The sequence below is a fragment of the Paenibacillus terreus genome (assembly GCF_042138595.1).
Lineage (GTDB): Bacteria > Bacillota > Bacilli > Paenibacillales > Paenibacillaceae > Paenibacillus > Paenibacillus terreus.
This window is the reverse complement of record NZ_JBHIRX010000005.1, coordinates 125,456-151,696: the sequence shown is the minus strand read 5'-3', so window position 1 is coordinate 151,696 and position 26,241 is coordinate 125,456. Positions and strand designations below refer to the sequence as shown.

General features: G+C 53.0%; 30 protein-coding genes. 1 reads left to right on the top strand and 29 read right to left on the bottom strand.

Annotated features, from left to right (window positions below; translation table 11 throughout):
• From dapB to ACE5KN_RS11870, 3 genes are read right to left on the bottom strand one after another with little or no spacing between them, the layout of a single operon-like run.
• Positions 1–804 (bottom strand): 4-hydroxy-tetrahydrodipicolinate reductase, encoded by an 804-nt coding sequence (gene dapB / locus ACE5KN_RS11880; RefSeq protein WP_375523604.1) that lies wholly within the window; start codon positions 802–804, stop codon positions 1–3.
• Between the two features lie 33 nt (positions 805–837).
• A complete protein-coding gene (locus ACE5KN_RS11875) occupies positions 838–1,371 on the bottom strand; it encodes a tetratricopeptide repeat protein (protein ID WP_375523603.1) in 534 nt (177 codons plus the stop codon).
• Positions 1,372–1,424: 53 nt separating this feature from the next.
• Entirely contained in the window at positions 1,425–1,754 is a 330-nt protein-coding gene (locus ACE5KN_RS11870; protein WP_355320299.1) for a nucleotide pyrophosphohydrolase, read from the bottom strand.
• 161 nt (positions 1,755–1,915) lie between these two features.
• Here ACE5KN_RS11870 and ACE5KN_RS11865 point away from each other — a divergent pair, with 161 nt between their 5' ends.
• The gene (locus ACE5KN_RS11865; RefSeq protein WP_375523602.1) at positions 1,916–2,785 is read left to right on the top strand and encodes a YitT family protein; all 870 of its coding nucleotides are present in this window, start codon (positions 1,916–1,918) and stop codon (positions 2,783–2,785) included.
• Between the two features lie 133 nt (positions 2,786–2,918).
• On the opposite strand, the gene ACE5KN_RS11860 is transcribed toward ACE5KN_RS11865, so the two are convergent.
• The 26 genes from ACE5KN_RS11860 to ACE5KN_RS11735 form a co-directional block, all read right to left on the bottom strand.
• Positions 2,919–3,758 (bottom strand): sporulation protein YpjB, encoded by an 840-nt coding sequence (locus ACE5KN_RS11860; RefSeq protein ID WP_375523601.1) that lies wholly within the window; start codon positions 3,756–3,758, stop codon positions 2,919–2,921.
• A 335-nt stretch (positions 3,759–4,093) separates the two neighbouring features.
• Entirely contained in the window at positions 4,094–4,732 is a 639-nt protein-coding gene (locus ACE5KN_RS11855) for a DUF1405 domain-containing protein (protein WP_375523600.1), read from the bottom strand.
• Between the two features lie 147 nt (positions 4,733–4,879).
• Positions 4,880–5,059 (bottom strand): IDEAL domain-containing protein, encoded by a 180-nt coding sequence (locus ACE5KN_RS11850; protein WP_375353501.1) that lies wholly within the window; start codon positions 5,057–5,059, stop codon positions 4,880–4,882.
• Between the two features lie 25 nt (positions 5,060–5,084).
• Positions 5,085–5,591 carry a gamma carbonic anhydrase family protein gene (locus ACE5KN_RS11845; protein WP_375523599.1) on the bottom strand — a complete coding sequence of 169 codons (507 nt, stop codon included), beginning with the start codon at positions 5,589–5,591 and terminating at the stop codon, positions 5,085–5,087.
• Between the two features lie 55 nt (positions 5,592–5,646).
• A complete protein-coding gene (locus ACE5KN_RS11840; protein ID WP_375523598.1) occupies positions 5,647–6,750 on the bottom strand; it encodes a hypothetical protein in 1,104 nt (367 codons plus the stop codon).
• 231 nt (positions 6,751–6,981) lie between these two features.
• On the bottom strand, positions 6,982–7,557 hold the full coding sequence (locus ACE5KN_RS11835) for a histidine phosphatase family protein (protein WP_375523597.1): 576 nt from the start codon (positions 7,555–7,557) through the stop codon (positions 6,982–6,984).
• Positions 7,558–7,610: 53 nt separating this feature from the next.
• Positions 7,611–8,225: an anti-sigma factor gene (locus ACE5KN_RS11830; protein ID WP_375523596.1), complete on the bottom strand. Its 615-nt coding sequence runs from the start codon at positions 8,223–8,225 to the stop codon at positions 7,611–7,613.
• On the bottom strand, positions 8,222–8,815 hold the full coding sequence (locus ACE5KN_RS11825) for an RNA polymerase sigma factor (RefSeq protein ID WP_511215699.1): 594 nt from the start codon (positions 8,813–8,815) through the stop codon (positions 8,222–8,224). Before ACE5KN_RS11825 ends, ACE5KN_RS11830 begins: the two co-directional genes overlap by 4 nt.
• 409 nt (positions 8,816–9,224) lie before the next feature.
• Entirely contained in the window at positions 9,225–10,313 is a 1,089-nt protein-coding gene (locus ACE5KN_RS11820; RefSeq protein ID WP_375523594.1) for a prephenate dehydrogenase, read from the bottom strand.
• A gap of 23 nt (positions 10,314–10,336) precedes the next feature.
• Positions 10,337–11,440, bottom strand: coding sequence for a histidinol-phosphate transaminase (gene hisC / locus ACE5KN_RS11815; RefSeq protein ID WP_375523593.1), 1,104 nt, complete (start codon positions 11,438–11,440; stop codon positions 10,337–10,339).
• 29 nt (positions 11,441–11,469) lie between these two features.
• Complete coding sequence (gene trpA, locus ACE5KN_RS11810; RefSeq protein WP_375523592.1) at positions 11,470–12,276, bottom strand: tryptophan synthase subunit alpha; 807 nt, start codon at positions 12,274–12,276, stop codon at positions 11,470–11,472.
• A complete protein-coding gene (trpB, locus tag ACE5KN_RS11805) occupies positions 12,273–13,469 on the bottom strand; it encodes a tryptophan synthase subunit beta (RefSeq protein ID WP_375523591.1) in 1,197 nt (398 codons plus the stop codon). Before trpB ends, trpA begins: the two co-directional genes overlap by 4 nt.
• Positions 13,453–14,139: a phosphoribosylanthranilate isomerase gene (locus ACE5KN_RS11800; protein WP_375523590.1), complete on the bottom strand. Its 687-nt coding sequence runs from the start codon at positions 14,137–14,139 to the stop codon at positions 13,453–13,455. Before ACE5KN_RS11800 ends, trpB begins: the two co-directional genes overlap by 17 nt.
• 48 nt (positions 14,140–14,187) lie before the next feature.
• The gene (trpC, locus tag ACE5KN_RS11795) at positions 14,188–14,970 is read right to left on the bottom strand and encodes an indole-3-glycerol phosphate synthase TrpC (protein WP_375523589.1); all 783 of its coding nucleotides are present in this window, start codon (positions 14,968–14,970) and stop codon (positions 14,188–14,190) included.
• The gene (trpD, locus tag ACE5KN_RS11790; RefSeq protein WP_375523588.1) at positions 14,960–16,000 is read right to left on the bottom strand and encodes an anthranilate phosphoribosyltransferase; all 1,041 of its coding nucleotides are present in this window, start codon (positions 15,998–16,000) and stop codon (positions 14,960–14,962) included. The genes trpC and trpD overlap by 11 nt, the downstream gene beginning before the upstream one ends.
• Positions 16,001–16,053: 53 nt before the next feature.
• Positions 16,054–17,604, bottom strand: coding sequence for an anthranilate synthase component I (gene trpE / locus ACE5KN_RS11785; RefSeq protein WP_375523587.1), 1,551 nt, complete (start codon positions 17,602–17,604; stop codon positions 16,054–16,056).
• 375 nt (positions 17,605–17,979) lie between these two features.
• Complete coding sequence (gene aroH, locus ACE5KN_RS11780) at positions 17,980–18,363, bottom strand: chorismate mutase (RefSeq protein ID WP_375523586.1); 384 nt, start codon at positions 18,361–18,363, stop codon at positions 17,980–17,982.
• A gap of 3 nt (positions 18,364–18,366) precedes the next feature.
• On the bottom strand, positions 18,367–19,461 hold the full coding sequence (aroB, locus tag ACE5KN_RS11775; protein ID WP_375523585.1) for a 3-dehydroquinate synthase: 1,095 nt from the start codon (positions 19,459–19,461) through the stop codon (positions 18,367–18,369).
• 2 nt (positions 19,462–19,463) lie between these two features.
• Positions 19,464–20,633, bottom strand: coding sequence for a chorismate synthase (gene aroC / locus ACE5KN_RS11770; protein WP_375523584.1), 1,170 nt, complete (start codon positions 20,631–20,633; stop codon positions 19,464–19,466).
• Between the two features lie 169 nt (positions 20,634–20,802).
• The gene (locus tag ACE5KN_RS11765; RefSeq protein ID WP_375523583.1) at positions 20,803–21,603 is read right to left on the bottom strand and encodes a CheR family methyltransferase; all 801 of its coding nucleotides are present in this window, start codon (positions 21,601–21,603) and stop codon (positions 20,803–20,805) included.
• Between the two features lie 30 nt (positions 21,604–21,633).
• Complete coding sequence (gene ndk, locus ACE5KN_RS11760) at positions 21,634–22,077, bottom strand: nucleoside-diphosphate kinase (protein WP_375523582.1); 444 nt, start codon at positions 22,075–22,077, stop codon at positions 21,634–21,636.
• Positions 22,078–22,197: 120 nt separating this feature from the next.
• Complete coding sequence (locus ACE5KN_RS11755) at positions 22,198–23,172, bottom strand: polyprenyl synthetase family protein (RefSeq protein ID WP_375523581.1); 975 nt, start codon at positions 23,170–23,172, stop codon at positions 22,198–22,200.
• Positions 23,169–24,035: a menaquinone biosynthesis protein gene (locus ACE5KN_RS11750; RefSeq protein ID WP_375523580.1), complete on the bottom strand. Its 867-nt coding sequence runs from the start codon at positions 24,033–24,035 to the stop codon at positions 23,169–23,171. Before ACE5KN_RS11750 ends, ACE5KN_RS11755 begins: the two co-directional genes overlap by 4 nt.
• The gene (locus ACE5KN_RS11745; RefSeq protein WP_375523579.1) at positions 23,992–24,639 is read right to left on the bottom strand and encodes a UbiX family flavin prenyltransferase; all 648 of its coding nucleotides are present in this window, start codon (positions 24,637–24,639) and stop codon (positions 23,992–23,994) included. The genes ACE5KN_RS11750 and ACE5KN_RS11745 overlap by 44 nt, the downstream gene beginning before the upstream one ends.
• Positions 24,636–25,511: a UbiA-like polyprenyltransferase gene (locus ACE5KN_RS11740; RefSeq protein WP_375523578.1), complete on the bottom strand. Its 876-nt coding sequence runs from the start codon at positions 25,509–25,511 to the stop codon at positions 24,636–24,638. The genes ACE5KN_RS11745 and ACE5KN_RS11740 overlap by 4 nt, the downstream gene beginning before the upstream one ends.
• The gene (locus ACE5KN_RS11735; RefSeq protein ID WP_375523577.1) at positions 25,504–26,232 is read right to left on the bottom strand and encodes a demethylmenaquinone methyltransferase; all 729 of its coding nucleotides are present in this window, start codon (positions 26,230–26,232) and stop codon (positions 25,504–25,506) included. Before ACE5KN_RS11735 ends, ACE5KN_RS11740 begins: the two co-directional genes overlap by 8 nt.
• Positions 26,233–26,241: the final 9 nt, after the last annotated feature.

Genomic DNA, 26,241 nt, shown 5'->3' with positions numbered 1-26,241 from the left:
TTAATCTATAAAATGTTCAAATCCGTAGACAAGCCCCGTATGGCCCATTACCTTCTCAATGGCCAGCTTTACCCCCGGCATATAACCTGCACGTTCATAGGAGTCATGACGGATTTTGAGAGATTGGCCAAAGCCGCCGAAAATGACCTCCTGCTGGGCAAATACGCCTGGCAACCGCAGACTGTGAATGCGGAAGCCTTGATAATAACCGCCCCGTGCTCCCTCAATGGTCTCCTCTTCGGCCGGATTGCCCTGGCGGAGCTCCTCACGGTTCTGTGCGATTAGCTCCGCCGTTTTGATCGCCGTTCCGGAAGGCGCATCCAGCTTGTGGTCTCCATGGGTCTCGATAATCTCCAGATGAGGAAAAAATTTGGCTGCCTGGGCAGCGAACTTCATCATCAGGATAACGCCGATCGAGAAATTAGGGGCAATCAGGCCGCCGATGCCGCGAAGCTGGCACTGCTTGTCCAGCTCTTCGATTTGCTCCGGGGTAAAGCCAGTGGTCCCCATGACCGGCCTGACGCCAAGCTCGATGGCCAGTGCAGTATGGGCATATGCCGACTGAGGTGCAGTAAAGTCCACCATTACATCAGGCTGGCTTTCCCTAAGAGTTCTTTCAAGGTCGCCGGTTATGTTGACTCCCGCTTCCGGCAGTCCCACCAGCAGGCCTGCGTCCACACCCGTATGGGAACGGTTCACGGCAGCGGCCAGCTCCAGCCCTTCATCCTGAAGCACTAGCTTCAGAACCTCCCGGCCCATTCTTCCTCCGGCGCCAACGACTGCTACTCTGATCTTCTCTATCATGAAAACAACTCCTTATGCTGCGAAAATGGCAGTCTATTTCTGTGAATCCCGGTAATTTTTTTTGCGTTCCAGCAGCTCCAGCTGCAGTTCTATCAGTTGCCCTTCCTGCGGCAAAAGATCTATGGCTTCCCCTACGGCGGCCAGAGCCTCGTCAAACTGTTTCAGCTCGCTATGCGCAAGGGCCAGCAGAACATAGGCATCCGCGCACAGCGGATCCAGCTTTACCGCTTCATGAAGCATATTTATCGCCTTTGCACGCGTCTGATCCTCCGGCGTGCCGCCGCCGGACAGCATTTTCCGTACTTCCCCGGCCAGACGCTTGGCTTCAAGAGAGTTCAGGTGAAGCTTATATTCATCCTGCCCCGGTGCCAGCCTGACAGCAAGTTTTGCATGCTCCAAAGCTTGATCCAGACGGCCGCTGCGCGCATAGGTAATAGAGCAGCGGTAGCGGTAATCCGCATTGTCGGGCTCGGCTGCGATTGCCTGCTCAAACCAACGGATGGCCTCTTCAAAATCGTTGCTCAAGATACTGAAATATGCTTTCTGAACATATTCTTCCGCCTTCAAGATGCTGCACCTCCGTGCGATACCCCGTTTGGTACAGCATATGTATGGACTGCCTAATCGGTGTCCTTCCTGGTCCAGCGGTCTGCATCCCGCGTATTGAATTTATGCATGATCTTATTATGGGCTTCCGTCAGATCAATGCCCAGTGAATTGGCAAAACAGATGGTAATAAAAAGAATATCCCCCAGCTCAAGTTCAATGGAATTGTCAGCCTCGTCTTTCTTCTTGGGCTTCTCGCCGAAGGAATGGTTGACCTCACGGGCCAGTTCGCCGACCTCCTCCGACATTCTTGCCAGCATGGCCAGCGGGCTGAAGTATCCTTCCTTGAATTGCGATATGTATTGATCGACTTCACGCTGGAGCTCAGCAAGCGTCTTTTCCATAAAAAGCTTTTCCCCTTTACTGTGAAGGTTTATTCATATGTTATCGTAAAGGAACTTTGAAAACAAATATTTTTTAAACATCTGGGAACAAGGTATACTAGGGTAAGATTGCCAAAGGGCTTCAGAGTAATCAAATACTATAATTGCTGCGAGGGGTCACATTGAAAACGTTTAATATCGGATCACAACTTAAACAAATCATTCCAATTCTGCTGGGAACCGCAGTGTATGCGTTCGGTTTGCTGTATTTTATTATTCCCAACCAGCTGATGGAAGGAGGCGTAACAGGCGTCACCGTCCTGCTCAATTACGCTTTCTCCATTCCGCCTTCATTATCCACTCTCGTGTTGAATATCCCTTTATTCCTGCTCGGGTGGAAAATACTAGGTGGGCGCCAGATTATATATACAGGTGTCGGCATCGGGGCTTTAACTTTTTTTCTGTGGCTGTTTGAAAAGCTGATCGATTCGGGCTGGATCGAGCCGTTTGCCACGGAGCATGATTTTATTCTGGCGGCGCTTTATGCCGGTGTTACGCTCGGAGCCGGTCTCGGCATCGTTTTCCGTTTCGGCGGCACCACCGGCGGCTCGGACATCATTGCACGTATTTTTAACCGCAAATTCGGCTGGAGCATGGGGCAGATTCTTCTCGGCATCGATATTATTATCATTGGCCTGTCTCTGCTGTACATTCCGAAGGAAAAAATCCTTTATACCCTGGTTGCTGTGTTTATTGCCTCCAAGGTGATTGATTTTATTCAGGAAGGGGCATATTCGGCTAGGGCCTTCATGATCATCAGTGATTACGCCCAACAGATCGCGGAGATCGTGACGAGGGACATGGACCGGGGCGTGACGATTATCCCGGCCATCGGCGCGTATTCCAAGCAGTCCAAATATGTGGCTTATTGCGTTGTATCCAGACAGGAAATCCGCCGGCTTCATCAAATTGTCAAATCGGTCGATCCCAAAGCTTTTGTCATTATCAACGATGTGCACGACGTTCATGGCGAGGGCTTTCGTGAGGAGTAGATGCTCCGAGAACGAAGCACCTTGTGCCATATAGCCAAAGCGCAAGAAAAGAGCAAGTATGGGTGAACATCTGACCACCCATACTTGCTCTTTTTTTTCAATATGCGCCTATGAGACTAAACAGGCGTGCAACTCAGCGCGCTGGTGGAAAAAAACTGTGCTCCCCCCGGTACTTCCGGATGCCGGCATAGACCAGGGCTGCCAAAATGACACATCCGATCAGCCATTCCAGCGCTTCATCATCCGCTGCCAGCATGAACGGGCCAAAGGCTGCTGCATCCTTCTCGCGGCCGAACAATACGTTCAGCGTTTCACGGCCGGCGGTAAGAGCAGACTTTACGGCAGCCGGGTCCGTGTTGGGATTCCCGCCAGCTCCTTTAACAAAGGATAACCATGAATCGGTCCTGTTCACGGAGGACGGCGGCATACTGATGATCGCAGCCGGTCTTATCGTATCATAATGGCTTTCCAGCCTTTCTACAGCTGCGGCAAATCCTGAAGCGCTACCCTTGGCAAACTGGTTCTCCGCTTCTTTTAAGTCCTCATATAATATTTTGTAATACTGCTGCCACAACGGCTCTTTTGGATGGGCGAGCACATCCGCCGCCAGCCGCAAGCCCGCGGCGGATTGAATGACGCCCTCCGGGGACATGCCGGCTGCGTTCACCGCTTCCTGGACATCCAGAATGGCTCCGGAAAAGGCATGAATGCCTTCCACGGACATGGCTTTCTGAACGCTTCCGCTGCCAAACAGCTGTACGACCTCTGCAAGACGGCGGCGCACTTCTATGATATTTCCTTCTTTGGCATTCTTATACAAAGCAGCCGCGGCCTGATCAAGGGCAAGCTGCTGTTTCTGATCGGCGGTTTGTGCCGGGGCCGCTTCATACGCACCGGCAACCGCCTGCGGGAGCAAGGCAAACAAAAGCGCCGCGCACAGCAGCGCCCGGATGGTACCGGCAACACCGTTCATTGGACATCCCTCCTACCTTATCTGTATGGCACGGACGGATAGCCTAGAACTGAAAGAGGTTGTTCAAAAAGTCAACTTTTGATCACGAAGTCAATCAGGAAGCGGACTCGACATCGAATCTTGAATTCAGCCGGGCCTAAGCGGATGCTTCCGAAGCATGTTTCCTGCAGAAACATTTCAGGTGCTCACGTACTCCCAAGTACGCCCCGCTCCTCAGTCCCTAGCTTCATTCAACTCCAGCGTTTTGAAAAAACGCACTTCGGAAGCATAGGCTTCGGTGCTGAAAACCTGACTTTTTGAACTCGCATTGAAAGCTGAAAAGCGGCGGCCGCAAGTCAGTTGCCAGCGGTCCGCCTTCGCGACAGGGCCATCACCAGCCAGCAGGCAGCAGCGCTGGCCAGCGTGAGGGCTACCGTAAAATTGCGGACGGCAGGCACATCGTCAAACAGCTCGCGCGGCAGCCAGGGATTGACCCCGTAGGTATAATCCATCAGATCGTTCAGCAGCGTCCACAGAAGGGCAAAGGTCAAGCCTGCGGATCGCACTGCAAAAAAGCGGATATATACCAATGCCTCCACTGCCATAATCGTATGGGAAGCCACAAGCATCCAGTCAAGCGGACCAATAGTTCCCCCTTGTGACGCTCCCGCGAAGATGATGGCTGAGGCCCAAATCCCGTACTTTACACTGGTTACGACAGCCAGTCCCTCAACAAAATATCTGAGAACGGTCCAGCCCTTGCTGGCAGGGGGGAACAGCAGAAACAGTAAAGCAATGGTAAAAAACAGGCTTGCTGTGGGACTATCGGGAACGAAGACAATCAGCCAGTGAGGATAGCGCTCCCACGTATATGCAAGCTGGTCATCGTACCACACATAACCTCCCACGGTCCCCAACAGATTACACCAGAAGAGCAGCCACAAAAAATAGCGGTTGAGCAGCAGCTCCCTGCTCCACAAAAAGGTTATGGACAAATTACATCAGGCCTCCAGTCACTCAAGCGGTATACAAATTTGATCTATGTACCAAAAGAAACCTAACCGCATGAGCGATCAGGTTTCTTAACCACTTTATTTTACTGTGACTGGCCCCGAATCGCAAGCACATGGCTGCGGCGGACATTAAGTCAGCGTTTTCAGTTCATCCGTAAGAGTTCGGAAAGCTACCTCATCCTTGGAAGCAAGCGCCTCGTCAATTTCGCGGTACAGCTTGTCGCTTTTGTATTTGCGCAATGCTTCATCCAGTACCAGCTCCGCCGACAGACCAAGCATGACTTCATAAGTAACCTTCATTTTATCCATAGGATGCACCTCCAAACAAGGGTTCTCAAATGTTTTTCTTATATTCTCTGCCTTTTGCCACATAGTTTAACGTTGTGTCAGACATCCGCTTCAAATCGGACTCCGTTAATTCTCTTACGACTCTTGCCGGAGTTCCCACCGAAAGCGTGTAGGGAGGAATACGGGTATTTTCCGTGACCAGCGATCCTGCTCCTATTAAAGCATATTCACCGATATCCGCGCCGTTCAGTACAATAGCCCCCATTCCAATCAATGTGCCCCTGCCGATAGTGCAGCCATGAATAATGGCTCCATGGCCGACAGATACGTCCTCAGACACGACCAGCGGCTGGTTGGTATTGACATGACCGATGACTCCATCCTGAATATTGCTGCGGTCGCCAATCGTAATAGGCGCCATATCGCCGCGCAGAACGGCATTGAACCATATGGAGCAATCCTGTCCAACTGTAACATCACCGATAATTCGTACTCCTTCAGCGGTATAAACCGATGAATGAAGCGAAGGCCATTTTCCCTGATAAGCGATCATATTGAATCCACCCTTTTCGTTTTGGGTGTGATTCTAGCAATGCAGTGCCCCATTGTCAAACCTTCTTTTTTCCCGTCCCGCCTGATGGGCTGCAAAAGCCCGCCGTCCTCATGCCCCATGCCGTCATCTGCAAAACGGTTCCGCCTGCCGGGTGTTCACCCACACGCAGCATCCCGAAATGCATGAGCATTCGGATGATTCTTTTATCAAAGACGGCTTCAGGAGTGTCGTAGTAAAAAGGCTTGATGAATGGTCCGATTTGTTCGAACAAGGAAGCCTGTGGTACCCAGGTTTTGGTGCAAACGGAGGTCCAATATATGAGAGATGATATATTGGGAACCGCTCCTTTATACAGTCTTAACCAAAACCTGAATAACTGTATCAGCTCTTCCTCTGTTGGACTTTCAAGCGCTTCCTCCCCTTTTGCCGTCAATACAAGGAGGCCGTTTGCTTCAGCGATCCACTTGCGGTAAATGGCATAATCATACAGCAGGGCCAAACGGTCCGGGTAGTGTTTGAAAAATCGTCCGTAACCGAAACGCCAGCCTCCCTTACCAAGCAGAGGTTCGGCAACATGCAGATGTTCCATCAATTGCTGCTGGTTACGGCGGTACATTACGCCTTCCGGGTTCAGCACAATCTCGCGGGAGCCAATGAAACGCAGCATCAGCTTTAAATCATCTCCGAGCAAATGCCCCTCGTCTCTGTACACCGCAGGTTCGTCCGTGCTTTCGATCATTTCCCGCATATGCTGTCCGGTCACTTCACTCAGACGCTGTTTTAAATCGGCAGGCACCTGAAAAAGATACCGGGTATGATGCGTGGAGCCGTTGAACAGCCAGCCTGCACTGCGCAGGCGTGTGACGATTTCCCGCGGCATAATTTCCGTCTCATCATCCAAAGCGTGTCTGGCGGCTGCGATCAGCTCTTCCATGCTGAAATATGGCCGTTCATCAAACAGCAGCGTATTCAGAAACCTTCGGTACGGCAGTGGCAAAGTCCGCACCTGTTGTTCAAAAAATTCGCGCTGTCCCAGCTTTGTGAGAATGCCTTGAATTAATTCATGCTTGGAGTTCGGTTTACATTCGCATTCATAGTGGTTGGCAATCCTATTCAGTTGGCCGATGTCGGCATAAGTAAGCATATCCGCCAGATTCATGGGTTCATCGCCCCGCCGCCCTTCTGATGGGTTTCTGCCAAACTCCGGTAATTCTTGAGCTGTCTAAAATCAGCTTTGACCGATTGCGTGCTTTCTAAACCTAAATTTATCCATAAAACCCGAAGTCATCCGCACATATAAAAAAGGATACCCCGCGGCAGAAAAAAATCCGCCGTGGGGCATCCCCGATCGTTCGAATACCTGTAAAGGAAATCAGTTTGCTGCTTCTCTTTAAAGAAGATGCTTGGTGCAGTTATAAAGTACAGGAGACCATTCGATATCCTGCCGTTCCAGAATCGTCAATGAAAGATTGCCGATTCTCTCGGTATGCTTGTCCTCATAGAGCGCTGTGAACAGTTGGGCAAGAAAAGCTCCGTGGGAGACTACGAGCAAATTGCGGTCACGGTTCTCTTCCCACACAGCCTGCAAAAATTCCAGCCCTCTCCGTCGCATCGCCTCTTCACTTTCCTGGCCGAGCTCCAGTAAATGCCAGTCTGCTCCCCATTTGCTTTCCCGCTCCGCCTGGGTCAGTCCCTCAACCTGGCCGAAAGACCTTTCATTCAGACGGACATCCGGCTGCAGCAGCTCAATTCCCAGCAGGGAAGCGATAATTTCTCCCGTTTCCCGGGCGCGCGACAAGCCGCTCGTCACAACCGCATCCCATTGATACGGCTCCTCCTGCAGACGGGCGCCAAGCAGCCTTGCCTGCTTCCGGCCTTCCTCATTTAAAGGAATATCACTCTGGCCCTGAATTCTCCCGAGCACATTCCAATCCGTCAAGCCATGTCTGATCAATCCTAACAGCATGCTCTCTTCCCTCACGTTCCCGTTTCTTGTAGTCTTTGGTGCGGGTTTATCTTCTATCTTCTTACCCGGTGCACCCAGCCGATGGACAGCAGCGCCAGAGCTACCGCAAGAAAGGACAATACCATCCAATATTGCGGATAGGCCGGAACAATATTGCCGATCAGCGGCTCCATAATACCGTATGTCGGCTCGGGAAGAACCACCTTAAAGCTGTCAGACACAGAATCCGACCCTGCCACTCCCGTCGGCAGTATCCCCGATTGCTGTGCTTCGATTGAAGCGTGATCAAAGCTTTTCCCCGCCGGGCTGCTGCTCATCGTCAAAACCAAAAAACTGCATAGAAACACGGCCAGGAAACCAGCGATCCAAGCCGAAATGGTTTTTCGCAACGCCGGACTGATACGGGAGCGGCGGTTTTCACCCGGCACAAGCCAGGGCGACTCGGCATAGATCCGCTCCATTACCCGGCGGTTAACGTTCTCCGCCTGTTCTTCTGTCACCTCATCGGAAATTTGAAGCATAGCTGAGCGGCTTAGCTGCCAGCCCGACCATTCTGCCGAACAGCGCTCGCAGTGCGCACTATGGTCTTCCACCATTTTGCGCCGCGGGTCTTGTTCGGGCAGATCATTCAAAACACCGAACAATTCCTTAGCCTCTCTGCATTTCATCGGCTGCTCATTCCTTCCCTTTCCTCATATAGGGGCTCATAAAGATAAGGCTCCAATTGATTCTTTACACTTGAACGGGCCCGGAACAAAAGCGACTTGACCGCGCTCACCGTCTGTCCGAGCACCTTGGCAATCTCCTGGTAATCCAGCTGGTCATACTCCCGCAGAATTAATGCGGAGCGCTGTTTTTCCGGCAGATTCTTGATCGCCTCCCGCACCATTTCAACCTGCTCCGTTCTTAATATCGCCTGCTCCGGAACAGCATCCGGAGGAGCGATCGGCGTAAAGCCGCTTTCCTCGAGCGGCACGCTGCCGCTGCGCTGCTTGCGCAGCTCGCTGAGCACCGTATTCCGCGCAATGGTATACAACCAGGTTGAAAAAGAGGCGTCCACTTCCCGAAAGGAGTGAAGGCTGCGATATGCCTTGTAAAAGGTTTCCGAGCACAAATCCTCGGCCATCATTTCAAGCCCCGAGCTTTTTAACATGTGGTACACGAAAGACAGAATCTTCCGCTGATACCTTCTCATTAAATGTGAATATAATTCAACATTCCCCTGCTTAATTTCCTGAATCAACTGGGAATCCGTCATCATCCGAGTGAGACCCTCCTCGCCCATGTGCCTCTTCCCCGTTCGACTCTCTTATTATGTATTACCGAACAGGTTTATAAAAGTTGCGCTCTCTTGTCTCTATGCGCCAATAAATTAAAGCTTCCGTCTATGTTCAAAATTCACCTCACCCATTGTACCATATATTAGCTGTAATCTAAAAGTTCCAAAATGGTTCACCTTTTTGACAAAAAAAAGACCACTCAGGCCAGAACCCAAGTGGTTACTACTATGTTGCAAGTAGTTCAGTTAAAGGATAGGAGTGGAGAGAAACCATACTGTACTTTAAGTATATGTATCCGTTTTCATTTTGTCAACGATTTTTTTAAAGCGTTTTCTTTTTTGGTGAAAAACAGCCGGTCTGCAGCTGCAGACCGGCTGTTTCGCTCGTTTAAACAACCACGTGGTAGCGCTGCTCGCTGAGCAGCTTTTTTGCTTTCTCCCAATCCTCTTCCTGTCTGAACGACAGCCTAAGAATACCCGGCACATCCTCTCTGCTCTCGATAATCTGCATATTGCTGAGATTGATGCGGTGATCGCCAAGCTGGGTGGCGATTTGACCGATAATGCCAGGCGTGTCCGGAACATCGATGTACAGGTCGAATAAAGGAGTGATCATTCCCTTGCGCCGTTCAGGAAGCTCGCTGCGAAACGCGCCGGCCGCCCGGAACTCGTCCGCGATGCCATCCCCGTCCTGTTCCACCAGCAGGCGGGTGAAACGTTCAATCTGCTGATTCCATTCCTGCAGCAGATTCAGCAGCACATCACGGTTGCTGAGCAGAATATCGCGCCATACAATCGGGTCGCTGGACGCAATACGCGTAATGTCCCTGAAGCCGCCAGCGGCAAGCACGCGGTAGAGACCGTTTTCTTCATTATGCGTGCGCACCTGATTTACCAGGGAAGCAGCAATAATATGCGGAAGATGGCTGATCGCCCCCACAATATCGTCATGCATTCCCGGCTCCACCCTTACAATCTGCGCACCGGTATATTTCAGCAGCCTCTCAAGCGAATGGCATACTTCTTCGGGAACTCCTGCCGTCGGAGACAGCACATAATAGGCGTTTTCGAATAAAACGGCCGACGCGGCCGTAATGCCCGAGCGCTCCGAGCCTGCCATGGGATGTCCGCCGATAAAATATACGCCGTCCCATTGAATTTTCTCCGCAAGCGAGGTAATGGACTGCTTCGTGCTGCCCACATCGCTGATGATACAGCCTTTTTTCAGCGGAAGCTTGCTCAGCAACAGCAGATAGTGCTCAAGCTGCCCGACAGGCACGCACAAAAATATAAAATCGGCGTCCAGCGCCGCTTCCTCGACGGACAAGGTCGCGGAGTCGACGACTCCGCGGCTGACCATCGGTTCCAATAATTCCGGAAGATGGGCGTGGCCCACGACAGTGATCCCCGGTTTGCCTTTAAAGCAAAGCGCAAGCGACCCTCCGATCAGGCCCACACCGAATATAGCAATTTTCATGAATATCGTTCCTATCCGCGTTATTAAGGCTGCACCTGCGCCTTTTCCAAGCCCAGCACCTGCTCAAGCGCGCTGATGAAAATTTCGTTCTGTGACTGGGAACCGACAGTTACGCGTATGCAGGTCGGATATTTTTCAAATCCTGCGCGGACAATGACCCCTTTATGCAGAAGCGATTGAAACACTTCTTTGGAAGGCAGGCCGACATCCACCAAAATAAAGTTCCCGTGTGCCGGAAAAGCAGCAAGCCCCAGTCTCTTGAATTCTTTTTGCAAATATTCGATGCCCGCGGCGTTTTTGGTCCGGCACTCCTTCACGAAGGCCTGGTCGTCGAGTGCCGCAACCGCGGCGGCCTGGCCGATCCGCGACGTGTTAAAAGGCTCGCGCACCTGGTTAATCAGACGGATAATCTCCGGCTGGGCTATTCCGTAGCCGACCCGCAAAGAAGCGATACCGTAAATTTTGGAGAAAGTGCGCAGCACAACCAGATTGCTGTATCTGGACAGCAGCGGGATGCTGCTTGGATACGAGCTGTCTGTAACGTATTCGTAATAGGCTTCATCCAGAACAACCATGACATGACCCGGAACCCGGTCCAGGAAAGCGGTCAGCTCTTCCTCCGATACGATGGTTCCTGTCGGATTATTCGGATTGCATACCCAAATGATTTTTGTTCTGTCATTGACATGGGAAAGCATGGCACTCAGATCATGCGTCCCGTCCACAAGCGGAACCTCGACCGAGACGGCGCCTTCAATATCCGCATTGCTTCTGTAAACCGAAAAGGTCTGGTCAGCCATGATGTTCTCGTCTCCGGACATCAGAAAGGCTCTTGCAATCAGCGCGATGATCTCGTCCGACCCGCAGCCGAAAATAATCTGATCCTCCTGCACACCCGTATGACGGGCGAGCGCCCTGGTCAGCTCTACGGCGCTTCCGTCCGGATAGAGGCTCAGGCTGGATAGCTCCGCCTGGATGGCCTCCTTAACTGCAGGAGAGCTCCCATACGGATTTTCGTTGGATGCCAGCTTGATGACTTGATCCAGTCCGAGCTCGCGCTTGACCTCCTCGATCGGTTTACCCGGCTGATACACCGGCAAATTGCCAATTTGCGGTTTAGGCTGCACAGCCTTCGCCTCCTTGTCTGCTAAATAGATTATGCTCTTAATTGTGCCACAAAGCTGCGAATTTGCAACAATCCCTCCTGGCGGCGGGAAGGATCGCCCAGCAGCGGGATCGCTTCCTCCACCTGGCGCACAATCGCGCTGCCCACAACAACGCCATCGCAAATCCGCGAGAAGCGCTTTACCTGTTCGCCGTTGGAAATTCCGAAGCCAATCGCGACAGGAAGATCCGTATGGCGCTTAACACTCTCGATAAACTGCTCTACACCTTCAAAAAACGAAGCTCTTTCCCCGGTTACTCCCAGAGAAGACACGCAGTATATAAAACCGTGCGCGTTGCGTACAATCCGCTCGATGCGCGTATCCGAGGTCGGTGCGACGAGCGGCACAAGATTTACGCCGGCCTGCGCCGCCCGCCGTCCAAGCTCCTCGGCCTCTTCAACCGGCAGGTCAGGGATGATGAGACCACTGATTCCATACTGCTGCAAAGCAGCAAAGAACGTCTCCATTCCCATTTGCAGTACCGGGTTGTAATACGTGAAGAGAATAAAAGGCATCCTTACCCCGGCTTCCCTTGCCTTATCCGCCACCTCCAGGCAAGTGCGGATGGTAATCCGGTTCTGCAATGCCCGCTCCGAAGCGCGCTGAATGACTGGTCCGTCCGCCAGCGGGTCGGAGTACGGAACGCCCAGTTCCAGCATATCCGCACCGGCCTCCTCCAGCTCACGAATGATATCCACCGTCGTCTCCACATCCGGATCGCCGACTGTCAAAAAGGGAATCAGTGCCGTCTTTTTTTCCTCACGGAGGCGGTTAAACGTTGCATCCATCAAGTTCACGACTGCTCGCCTCCCGTGTATTTCATAATTGACTCCACGTCCTTGTCCCCACGTCCGGACAGACAGATGACGATAACATCGGCCTTGGACATGCCGGGAGCCATTTTAACCACTTCTGCCACCGCATGGGATGACTCCAGGGCAGGCAGTATTCCTTCCGTTCTGCAAAGAAGCTGCAGCGCATCCAGCGCCTCGGCATCGGTGATCGGCACATACTGGGCCCGCTGAATATCTTTCAGGTAGGAATGCTCCGGACCGACGCCCGGATAATCAAGGCCTGCCGAAATGGAATGGGCCGGCTGCACCTGCCCATACTCGTCCTGCAGCAAATAGCTCATGGAGCCCTGGAAGACGCCATGCGTGCCCTTGCTCATCGTTGCCGCATGCAGATCGGTATCAATACCCTTTCCCGCTGCTTCAACACCGACCAGGGCCACTTCCTTATCCTCGATAAAGGGATAAAACATGCCGATGGCATTGCTGCCGCCGCCAATGGCCGCAACGACGACATCCGGCAGCCGTCCTTCGCTCTCAAGAATCTGCCGCCGGGTCTCGTCTCCGATCACACGCTGGAAATTGCGGACGATCATCGGATAAGGATGCGGGCCGACCGCGGAGCCAAGAATGTAGAACGTATCGTGCACATGGCTGACCCAGTAGCGCAATGCCTCGTTGCCGGCATCCTTCAGCGTTCTGGACCCCGAGGTGACAGGGATCACTTCCGCGCCAAGCAGCTTCATGCGAAATACGTTCAGCTGCTGGCGGACTGTGTCTTCCTCGCCCATGAAGACCTTGCATTCCAGTCCCAGCAAGGCGGCTACCGTAGCGGTGGCAACACCGTGCTGCCCCGCGCCTGTCTCGGCGATGACCTTATGCTTGCCCATCCTCTTCGCAAGAAGTCCCTGGCCGAGCGCATTGTTGATTTTGTGTGCTCCTGTGTGGTTCAAATCCTCGCGCTTCAAATATATTTTTGCCCCGCCCAGATGCTTCGTGAGCCGCTCCGCATAATAAAGAGGAGTTTCCCTGCCGGAGTACTGCTTCAGCAGATAGTTCAGCTCCTTGTTAAATTCCGGATCGTCCGCATATTTCCGGTAGGATTCCTCCAGCTCAATCAGAGCGTTCATCAGCGTCTCAGGTACGAATCGTCCTCCGAAAACGCCGAAACGGCCGTTATGATCAGGCAGTTGTGCCATGACGCTTCACCCTTTCCACGAATGCTGTAATTTTTGCTATGTCTTTGACACCGTCCGTCTCCACACCACTGGATACGTCGAGCCCCTCCGGACCAAAGGTCGAGACGAGTTCGCCCGCGTTGTCGGGAGTGAGACCACCTGCAATAAATAAAGGGATGCCATGCATCCCCGCACGCTCGTGATAAGCAGGAATGGCCTCCCAGGCGAAGGTGCGACCCGATCCTCCCCCATAGCGGGGATCATAGGTGTCCAGCAGGAAGGCATCTACGAACCCTCCATAGGGGTCCAGCCGCTCAGCGCCAGCCGCTGCATCATCAGCACCTCCCTGAACCGGAAGCGCCTTGATCACCGGTGTTCCGAACCGTTCCTTGACAGAAGCGCAGAAAGCGGGGTTTTCCTGGCCGTGAAGCTGAATCACATCCAGCGGCGCCACGTCCATGATCCCCTGCAGCTGATCGATGTCCGGGTTGACAAACACACCTACGCTGCGCGGTCGGCGGTCCGATTTCCATTCCCCTAGCACCTGCATAAGCTCAGCCGCCTGTTCCGGGTCAATGCGCCGCTTGCTCTCCGCAAATACAAATCCGATATAATCGATATTTAAATGTACCATTGATTTTAGCACTTCAACGCTTTGAAGTCCACAAATTTTTACTGCTGTTTCCGGCACTGAGCTGTCCCTCCTCCATTCCTGCACACACCGTAAAACCTGCTATATTCAGCCTTCCATCAAATCATGGACAGCCTGGCCTACGTCCTGCTGCCGCATCAGATATTCGCCGACAAGCACGCCTTTTGCACCTTTGCTATACAAATACTCAATATCCTGCGGCCCTGCGATGCCACTCTCACTGATGAGGGTGACTCCTTCCGTAACCAGCTTGGCCAGCTCCTCCGTTGTCTGCAGACGCGTCTCAAACGTCTTGAGATCGCGGTTATTGACACCGATCAGGGTTGCTCCAAGCTCAAGCACCATTTCCATTTCCGTCCTGTCATGCACTTCCACCAGCGTATCCAGCCCCGCTTCACGCGCAGTGCCCAGGAAGCGGCGCATGCGCTCCTTATCCAGAATGGCGGCAATGAGCAGCACGGCATCCGCTCCAAGGAGGCGGGCTTCGTAAATTTGCGTTTCGTCAATGATGAAATCCTTCCGCAGCAGCGGAAGTCCGACCGCCTGTCTGATTTCCCGTAAATAATCAGGACTTCCTTGAAAATAATCCACATCCGTCAGCACCGAAATACAGTCCGCCCCTGCAGCCTCATAGGCGCGTGCGATCTCAACCGGGTCGAAGTCAGGCCGGATCAGCCCCTTGGAGGGGGACGCCTTTTTGACCTCGGCAATCAGCCCCAGCCTCCGCTTGGGCCGGTTTGCCAGCGCATCCTCGAACCCGCGCGCCGGCGGCATATCCGCAATCCTGCGCTCCGCTTCAAGAATGGAAAAACGCTCTTTCAGCGCAGCAGTTTCCTTTTGCTTGGTGACCACAATTTTATCAAGATACATATTCATATTCCCCCGTTGCCTGAATTAACTGGTCCAGCTTCTCAAGCGCCCTGCCTGAATCGACCGCTTTTGCCGCCCTGTGAACTCCTTCCTGGAGTGAAGAAGCTCTTCCTGCCACATAGATGCAGGCGCCCGCATTTGCCAGTACGACTTCCCTGTAAGGCCCCTTCTCACCATTCAGAATTCTGCGGATGATGCCCGCGTTGTCTGAGGCGTCCCCGCCGAGCACATCCTCAAGCGAATGGCTCCGCAGACCCAAATCCGAAGGGGTAATTTCGTAAGTTGTCACCTTCCCGTCCTTCAGCTCGGACACCGTAGTCGGTCCGGAAATGCTGATTTCGTCCAGCCCCTCGGCGCTGCTGACAACCAGCGCGCGCTTGGACCCCAGCTGGTTCAGCACCGATGCGATGACTTCCGTCTTGCTGTTATCATAGATGCCGAGCAGTTGGCGGTCGGCTCCGGCCGGATTGGTGAGCGGTCCCAGCATGTTGAACACCGTGCGGACGCCCAGTTCACGGCGCGGAGCTGCCGCATACTTCATCGACGGGTGATACACCTGTGCGAACAGAAAGCAGATGCCGATTCGATCCAGGCAGTGTCTCGCCTGCTCTCCGGTCAAATGAATATTGACTCCGAGAGCCTCCAACACGTCGGCGCTGCCCGCCCGTCCACTGGCGGAGCGGTTGCCGTGCTTCGCTACCCGGACCGACTCCGCAGCCGCGATAATGGCTGACACCGTGGAAATATTGAATTTATGAATGCCCGAGCCTCCGGTACCGCAAGTATCCAGCAGCTGCTCGCCGCTGACACCTATCTTGCCTGCATAGCTGCGCATCGCCTCCGCAAAGCCTGTAATTTCGTCAACCGTCTCGCCTTTCATGCGCAGCGCCGCCAGCAGACCCCCAATCTGCGCCGGTGTCGCTTCGCCGGTCATAATCCGTTCCATGATGGCACGCGCCTCGGAACGGGACAAATCCGCTCCCTGCAATACCTGATTCAGTCCTGCCTGTATAAGATGCTGTCGTTCCACCTGATTTCCTCCTTATCGTCCATAAAATTCTGAAGGCCAGCCGATCCCGCTCATTACGGGGAGGTGTACAGATAATCCTGGTTCAGGACATCGCTATTCCGCTTCGGTTGTGCGAACATGGCTTCTGCCGTACGGATCGCCTTCAGCATGGCCTTGGCTTTATTGACCGTCTCCTGATACTCGTTTTCCGCTACAGAATCCCAGACGATACCAGCCCCGGCCTGGACATAAGCGCGGCCTTTTCTGAACACGATCGTCCGGATCGTAATACAGGAGTCCATATTTCCGGAAAAGCCAAGATAACCGATAGCGCCTGCATACGCACCGCGCGCTTCCCGTTCAAGCTCAGCGATAATTTCCATCGCCCGCAGCTTCGGCGCTCCCGACACGGTCCCCGCAGGCAGGCAGGACAGGAAGGCATCGAAGAAATCCTTATCCTCGGCCAGACGCCCGGAGACGTTGGAGACGATATGCATCACATGCGAATAACGCTCAATTTCCATGAACGAGTCGCATTTAACCGACCCGAACTCCGAGACGCGCCCCAAATCATTCCGGCCCAAATCCACGAGCATAAGATGCTCAGCCCGCTCCTTCTCATCCGCAAGCAGTTCATCCGCCAAGGCCCGGTCCTCGGCTTCACTGGCCCCGCGCGGACGCGTACCCGCAATCGGTCTCGTCTCGACCCGCCCATTCTCCACCTTCACCAGGGCCTCGGGGGAAGTGCCCACGATGATTTCTTCGTCCATTTTCAAATAATACATATAGGGCGACGGGTTCATGGTACGAAGAGTCCGGTACACCTGCAGCGGAGATACCTCAGTGTCGATGTGAAAACGCTGGGACAGCACCACTTGAAAAATATCCCCGGCCCGGATGTAGTCCTTCGCCTGTTCAACATTGCTGATGAACTGCTCCTTCGTCAGGTTGGAGTGGATTTCTCCTAGCTCAACATCACCAGGAACGACAGCCGCACCGCCAAAATCCCCCGCCACGGGCTCCCGCAGCCGCTCAGCAACCATCTCCAGCTTCCGCTCTACCCCGGCGTAGGCAAGCCTGATCTCCTCATCTGAAGCTCCATGGCGTACATGGACATTGCCCACAAGCATCATCTGCTGTTTGACATGATCAAAAACGATAATCTGATCACAGAACATAAAGCGGATATCGTCCATATTCAGATCATCGACGGCATGCTCCGGCAACTTCTCATAATACTGGAGCAGATCGTAACCGAAAAAACCGATGGCGCCGCCTGTAAAAGGAGGCATATCCTCAAGGCGCGGACTGCGGTAGCCGCGCAGCAGAGCTTTCAGCGACTCCACCGGCTTCCCTTCCAGCACCCGCTTCTCTCCGTTCTGTTCAAGGGTAATCCGCCCCTTTTTGCCGGAAATCATAAGAAAAGGATCTGTCCCGATAAAAGAATAGCGGGCCCACTGTGCCCCTCCTTCCACGCTTTCCAGCAGAAAGGCTCTGTCTCGGTCTGCGCAGCGGCGGAAAATCCGGATCGGCGTTTCCATATCTGCCAGCACCTTCTTGTATACCGGAATCAGATTGAATTCAGCGGACATGGAAATCACTTGCTCAACATTTGGGGTTAACATGGGCTCACTTCCTCTCAAATTTGGGAGCAGAATGAACTGAAAATTAAAAAAGCCCCTACCGGCCGGTAGGGGCTTGATCATTATTGAAATTATAAGAATGCTGCCATATGTTCGGTACTCAGATACCGTGTACACGAAAGAAACCTCTCGCTGTAGGGCAGCTGCAGCTTCCGCAAGCAGCATTTTCCCTTTGCTAAAGAAAATATGCCTGTGCCCCTCAAGGGAAAAACAGCATACCGTTTCTTTCTGTCTTATGCATATGGACTCGGCTCTAATCTGCACTCTTCTCAATCTCAACTCAAACTCACTCTACTCTGGCTCTGCTACTGAAACCACTATATCCTATTTGCATCCTTCTGGCAACCATGAAGTTACTCACGTATCCGCTTGGGAGGCAGCCGCCAAATCGGGACGCAGCACCTGTGCTCCGTTCAAATACACATGGTTTATCTCACGCTGCGATTTTTCTGTGTTCACCTGGACCAGCAGCCGGATGCATTTGGCCAGACCGCCTTCGACATCAATTTCAACCGCACACATCAGCGGCACCAGCTCCCAGCCTTCCAGCCGTCGAATCGCCTTGGCGGGAAATGTTGCATCCAGGTCCTGAGTCATCGTAATCCAGATATTCGATATATATTCCGGGTCCAGATCATTCCGCTTTACAATTTCGGACAGCAGCTGCCCGGTAGCTTCAAGAATTTCCTGCTCATCATTTTGCGTGACGGTTGTCGCCCCGCGGATTCCTCGGTTGTACACGGCTTACACCTCCTTCTTCAGCTGTTCCACGATTTCCCTGACAAGGGAGGCCGGAATGTCCTTCCGGATCTCCACCTGTCCGATGGAAAGGGGGACTACAAACGTGATGCTGCCCTCTTTAAACTTCTTGTCATGCATCATCGCGCTCATTAATGCATCAGTCTCCAGTTCACGGGGAAGGACGACCGGAAGGCGCAGCGACTGCAGCATGGCTCTCGTCTCCTGTACAAGAGACGGGTCAGCTCCAAGCCGGACGCCGAGCATGGCGGAGCCGACCATGCCGATGGAAATCGCCTCTCCGTGCAAAAACGTGCCATAACCGGCAATCGCCTCGATCGCGTGGCCGATGGTATGCCCGAGATTCAGAATCGCGCGCAGTCCGTTCTCCCTCTCATCCTGGGATACAACCTTCGCTTTCACCGCACAGCCCATCTCCAGTCCATACTCCAGCGCTTCAGGCTCAAGCGCCAGCAGCCTTTCCGCATTTTTCTGGCACCAGCGGGCAAAGTCGGCGTCCCAAATCAAGCCGTGCTTGAGCATTTCCGCCAGACCGGCAGATACCTCACGCGGCGGCAGCGTAAGCAGTGTATTCACGTCATACAGGACCAGCTCAGGCTGATGAAAAGCGCCGATCATATTTTTCGCCAGGGGGTGGTTAATACCCACTTTGCCGCCGACACTGCTGTCGTGGGCCAGAATCGTGGTCGGAATCTGGACGAAGCGGATGCCGCGCATATAACTTGCCGCCGCAAAACCCGCAAGATCCCCAATAACCCCGCCGCCCAGCGCAATGATGGAGGAGCTTCTGTCCAGACCGGCTTCAATGGCGGCTGTGATGACCCCTTCGTACACGGACAAAGATTTGGACTTTTCCCCCGCTTCCACGACAAATGAAAACGTCTTGTATCCGGTGTCTGCAAGACTCTCGGTCAATTTGTGCAAATAAAGCGGCGCCGTATTGCTGTCGCTTATAATCAAATGAGGGCTCTTCCTGGACAGTCCGCGCTGTTCAAAATAGGCTCCCGCCTGTCCCAGCAGATCCTGCCCGATATATATTGGGTAGGATCTTTCGCCAAGCTCAACAGTCAATGTACCCATAATCAGTACCTTTCCAGCTGCGCCTGGTAGGCTTCCATGTTGGCACGGATTTCCTCGATGGAATCCCCGCCGAACTTCTCAAGCAGCGCCTTCGCAATTTCCCATGCAACCACATGCTCCATGACCACGCTGGCCGCCGGCACAGCACAGGCGTCCGAACGCTCAACCTGGGCCGTGAACGCTTCCTTGGTATCGATATCCACGCTTTGCAGCGGTTTGTAAAGTGTAGGAATGGGCTTCATGACTCCGCGTACGACTACGGGCATCCCGTTTGTCATACCGCCTTCAAAGCCGCCGAGGCGGTTCGTCCGGCGGTGATAGCCGCGCTCCTCTGTATGCAGAATCTCGTCATGCACCTGGGAGCCGCGCAGCTGGCCCGCTTCAAAGCCGATGCCGATTTCCACACCCTTGAATGCGTTGATGGACATGACTGCCTGGGCAATGCGTCCATCCAGCTTGCGGTCATACTGCACATGGCTGCCAAGGCCGATCGGCACACCTTCCACGATGCATTCCACGACGCCGCCGACAGAATCCCCTTCCTTTTTGATTTCGTCGATATAGGCTTCCATTTTCTTCTCCGTCTCCGGATCGGTTACACGAACGGAAGATGCCTCGGTTACGGCGATCAGCTCGTCAATTGGCATTTCCTTGTACGGAGCCTCGATTTCCCCGATACGGATGACCTGTCCGGCCACCTTGATCCCGAATTCGGCCAGCAGCTGGCGGGCCAGCGCACCGCAGGCGACGCGAATCGCCGTTTCCCGAGCGCTTGAGCGCTCCAGCACATTGCGCAGATCCTTCAGATTGTATTTCAACCCGCCGTTCAGATCCGCATGACCGGGACGCGGGCGATGCACCCGCCGCTTCTCCTCGTCAGTGCCCTCGATCGGTTCAATGTTCATAATGTTCCGCCAGTGCGTCCAGTCCTTGTTCTCTACGACAATGGCGACAGGCGCTCCTGTAGTATATCCGTGCCGTACACCACCGACGATATTGGCCGTATCTGTCTCAATCTGCATCCGGCGTCCGCGGCCGTAGCCTTTCTGGCGTCTTTGCAGCTGAAAATTAATTTCCTCGAAATCCAAGCGCAAGTTGCTTGGCAGACCCTCCACAATAGCCGTCAATTGGGGTCCGTGCGTTTCCCCTGCTGTTAAGTAGCGTAAACTCATGCTGCGTTCCCCCTTTAAACTGTTAAACTGCGCATCGCTAAAATCCGTTAACTCATTATAGTACAGGGTATGCGCTTTGACAAGAAATGCACTTGTTATGTAAGTAAACATGTAAAAAAATCACCCCTCCCTCCAGTTGCTGGAAAAGAGGTGTGATTCGCAATCGGCATTACGATTTTTTGCGGTAAAAAAACGTCTCCGTCGCTTCAAGCTGATACTGCCCAGGCGAGAAAATCTGCTCTGTGCTGCCTACGAACAGCACCCCTCCCGGACGGAGGCTTGCCGCAAACTTGTGATACAGCTGATGCTTCGCTTCTTCCGTAAAATAGATCATGACATTTCTGCAAATAATCAGATCATACCCATTCTCGAACTTGTCCAGCAGCAGGTTCTGCTTCTGAAAGCGGATCGCCCGCTTGAGCCGGTCATCGATCCTGAACATCTGTCCGTCCTGCTTGAAATACTTGCCGGCCACGTCCTGGGGCACATCCTTCAGCGAACGCTCCAGATATTTGCCCTCTTTGGCTTTGGCCAAAGCGCCTTCATCAATATCCGATGCCAGAATGGTGCAGTCCCCCAAAATGCCTTTGCCGTCAAGCACCATCGCCAGACTATACGGCTCTTCGCCGGTGGAGCATGCCGCGCTCCACAGCTTCAGCTTGCGGTTGTTTGCCAGCAGGCCGGGAAGGACAATATCCCTGAGCACCTCCCAGCGGTTGGGGTTGCGCCAGAATTCCGATACATTGATCGTCATGCGGTCCAGAAACTCATAAAACAGCGGCTTTTCCTTCATCATGGCCTCATAAAACGAAACAAAGCTGGTAAACCCGTTCTTGTTGCGGAGTGTCGTTAGCCGGCGCTTCATCTGCGCTTCCTTGTATTGTGCGAGATCAATGCCTGTGCTGTCTTTGATGCTGCGGATAAATGCGCTATAGTCAGGGTCCGGCTGACCGTGTTCCAGCTCACTCATGATACCATTCCTTTGTGCAATAAGTTTTGCTTAGATCCAGGCCGTCACGCTTTTATCGTATTGAACCTCTTCATCAGGACCAAAAAAGTTGGCAATCTCCCGTTCGGCACTTTGAGGCGAGTCTGAACCGTGAATCAGGTTAAAGGGGGTGTGCGCGGCGAAGTCTCCCCGAATCGTCCCGGGAAGCGCCTCAGTGACCGACGTTTTGCCGATCAAAGTGCGCGAAAGAGTGATAATGTCATCCCCCTCCCAAACCATGGCGAGAACCGGTCCGGATGTAATGAAATTGACCAGATTTTCGAAAAAGGGTTTTCCCTTATGCTCCTCATAGTGACGTTCGGCCTGCTCCCGGGTGACTTGCACAAACTTGGCGGCCGTTAGTTTGAAGCCCTTGTCTTCCAGACGGCTGATAATTCTGCCGATCAGTCCGCGTTGAACACCGTCAGGTTTTACCATCAAAAACGTACGATCCATTGGCTCACTCCCTATCGCAAATACAGTTTTGGCTAGTTCAACGATATTTTAACAGAAAGTTTGCAAACGTTTAAACAATTTTTGTCACACCGCAGCCATTTTCGGAATACATAGCTGTTCTCAATAGGAACGGCGGGTAACAAAATGAGCAATGTCGCGCAGCGTTTTTTTGGTTTTGACCTCAGGCAGAAGATCAAGTGAATCTAAAGCTTTCTTAATATATCGGTCGGCAAGATTTTCCGCTTTAGCGATTCCGTCACTTTTTTTAATCAGCTCGATGGCCGCACGCGGACTATGTTTATCTTCATACTCCCGGATCAGATTGATTTCCGCAAGCAGGGCTGCGCGCAATTCCGGCTGCTGCAGAGCATAAATAACGGGAAGCGTAATATTCCCCTGTCTCATATCGCTGCCCGGAGGTTTTCCGAGCTGTTTTTCCGTGCCCAGTAAATCCAGGATATCGTCATGGATCTGAAAAGCCATGCCTACATTGTAGCCAAATGAATAGAGCAAAGAACTTATGTGCCCCGGGGCATCCGCCGCCATCGCTCCCAGCTCGCAGCTGACTGCAATGAGCAACGCCGTCTTGCGCCGGATACGAAGAAGATAATTGCGCACACTCTGATCAACATTAAAAAAGTCACGGATCTGCTCCATCTCGCCAATGGACATCTGTACCAGCGCTTTGGACAGCACATGATGAATGGCCGGATTCGGGAGCTCCGCCACAATGCTCAAGGCCCGCGCATATATGTAATCACCGGTATACATTGCAATCCGGTTGTCCCACTTCGATTTTACGGTCGGCTGCCCGCGCCGCGTCTCGGCATCGTCAATCACATCATCATGAACGAGCGATGCCGAGTGTATCAATTCAAGCGGGACGGCGACCCGCTTGAGCTTGTGCAGATCATACTCCCCAAACTTCCCGCCAAGCAGCACAAATACAGGCCGCAGCCGCTTGCCCCCTGCCTTGAGCAGGTGCAGCGAAGTATCATTAATCAGTTCTTCCCGGCTGTCGATGCTGCGGTACAGCTCATCCTCTATGAAGTTCATATCCTTATTCAGCAACCCGAATAGTTCCAATCGATTCATTCCTTCACCCGTGTCAGCGTATTGTCACTCCAGATTTGCAGTTTAATCTCGTGCTCCAGCAGGCCCAATTCATGAGCATAATTAAAATACAGCTCAAGCCCCTGCTGCTGCCTCATGCCGAAATCATAACATAAATTTGAAAAATATCCGTGCCAATAATGCTCACTGCCTCCAATTTCCCGCACAGCCTGGTTGATGAGCGGCGTCAAGTTGCTGCGGCTGCGCTCCTTGCTTGATTGAAAGGCTTGTACAATTTCGCTGATCGCCTCCGGAGCGGAAGCGGCCGCCTCGCGGCGCACGGCCCAGACGGCAAAGGTCATGCTAAATCCGGTCCAATTTTTCCACAACTGGCCGAGATCCGTCACATAATACCCTTCATTTTCCCAGGAAGCCTTAATCGCATGATCTCCGATCAGCAAGCCGGCGTCGGCATGCTGCATCATTTCCGTCAAATCCGGCTCACACGTGAAGTATTCCGGTTTTCCCTGCAAATATTTCTCCACGAGAATTTTGAGCAAATTGACCGACGTTGCGGATGTATTGGTCAGGGCGATGGTGCCGTTGACCGCTTTTTCAAGCGGCTCGCGTGAAAACAGCAAAATCGATTTCACGGGTCCGTCCGCACTGACGGACAGATCCGGCAGCAGCATAAAGTGATCCGAGCCCTGCGCATAGGCGAAGGAAGACATTGCGCTGACCTCCAGACCTCCTTCCAGCATACGCCGGTTCAGCAAGGCCGGAACTTCTGTGACCATTTCGACGGAATACTGTAATTGCTCTGGATGAAAATAATGAAAAACGGGCCAGGCGTTTGTATATTTAATTTTGCCCACCCGTGTGGTGCGGCTGATCTCCGTTTCCATTTGTATCCCCCCATCTCGTAAACAGATGATGTTCAATTCGAAGGCTGTCAAGCACTTTGCCTACGAGAAACAACACGATGTCTTCCAGACTGCGCGGCTTGAAATAGAAAGCCGGCATGGCCGGTATGATTTTGACGCCCAGCTGCGCCAGCTTGAGCATATTTTCCAGATGGATTGCATGCAGCGGCGTTTCCCGGGGTACCAGCACGAGCGGACGCCCCTCCTTAAGCATGACATCTGCCGCCCGGGCCATCAAATTGTCCGAGGCACCGTGGGCTACAGCAGACAGTGTTCCCATAGAACAGGGCATGATAATCATGCCCTCTGCCAAGTAGGAGCCGCTGGCAATCGTGGCCCCGATGTCTGTAACCGGATGGTAGACAAGAGAACCGGGACGGTCTCCGAACTTGTCGTTCAGTATGCCTTCCCGGTCAGTAACATTCCAGTCCAATTCTTCTTTCAGCACCCGCCATCCTGCGTTCGACACAACGAGATGGACCTCGAAGCCCATGGACAGCAGAACCTCTGTAAGCCTTACACCATATATGGAACCGCTGGCCCCTGTAATTCCGACGACAATACGTTTCCCCGCATAATTAGTCATACGTAATGGCGCACCACCAAATCAATCAGAGTGAACACGAACACGACGATGCTTAAAATGCTGTTCATATTGAAAAAGGCGGTCTGCAAACGGCTGAGGTCGTTCGGCGTTACAATATAGTGCTCGTAGAACAGTATGATATATGAAATAATCATTCCGGCCAAATACCACCAGCTCAGATCAGCCGCAAAAAACAGCAGGATAAACCCAATCGCCGTAATCACATGAAACGCGCGGGCAATTTTCAGTGCTCCAGCCACACCAAAGCGGGCCGGAATGGAATATACGCCTTCTTTTTGGTCAAAATCAAAGTCCTGACAAGCGTAAATGATATCAAAACCTGCTGTCCAGAATACAATCGTAATGTACAGCACCAATGCCGCCGTATCAAATCTTCCCGTTACCGCGATCCACCCCCCAAGCGGGGCAAGACCGAGGGTCAGACCCAGCACGATATGGCAGAGCCACGTAAACCGCTTCGTGTAAGAGTAAAATACAAGCATAAAGAGTGCGACCGGAAACAGCTTAAGCGCGAGCGGGTTCAATTGGTAGGACGCCCAGAAAAGAAGAGCGAGACAGACAATTATAAAAATGATAACTTCCGACGACTTAAGCAGCCCGGCCGGAATGGCTCTGGATGCCGTCCGGGGATTTTTGCCGTCAATCACCCGGTCAATCATGCGGTTAAAGCCGAAAGCAGCGCTGCGCGCCCCGAACATGGCCAGCAGAATCCAGCCGATTTCCGCCCAGGTAGGCAGCGCCCCGTTGACCATGAAGGACCCGAGAATAGCGCCCATAAAAGCAAATGGAAGAGCAAATAAAGTATGCTCGATCTTGATCATTTCCGAAAAAATAACGATTTTCCTAATCATGCTGACTCTCCTTGACTCCAATATGCAGTGCTGCAATGCCCCCGGTTAGGGAATAGGCCGTTACATTCTGCAGTCCCGTCTCCCGGAAAATGTCGGCCAGCTCCTCCCTTCCCGGAAAAAGCGCCAACGAATCCGGGAGCCATTTGTACTGCTCATACCGTTTGGCGAACAATTTGCCGAGTCTCGGCAAAATCTGTTCAAAATAAAAATAGTAAATGCCTTTGAACGGCTGCCAGGTCGGCTTGGACAGCTCGAGGCAGACGACCCGCCCGCCCGGCTTGACGACCCGCTGCATTTCCTGCAGCACGCGCCGCAGATCCGGCACATTGCGCAAGCCGAAGCCGATGGTTGCATAATCAAACGTATTGTCCGCAAACGGCAGCTCCATGGCATTGCCCTGCACGAGGGTAATCTGGCTTTGTCTGCCTTGCTGCCCGATTTTTTTCTTGCCGACTTCAAGCATGTTTTGGCTAAAATCAAGGCCGTGGATGTGCCCTGTTTCACTTGCATGGGCCATCGCCAGGGTCCAGTCGCACGTGCCGCAGCAGAGGTCGATGGCGGTGTCTCCCTTTTGCATGTTCATCTTCTTCATCGTAAAACTGCGCCACGCCTTGTGCCTGCGCAGGCTCAGGATATCGTTCATCACGTCGTATTTGCCTGCAATGCTCTCAAATACCTCATGCACAAACTGTTCCTTTGGCCGGGCTTCACCTGATTTCATTCATTTCAC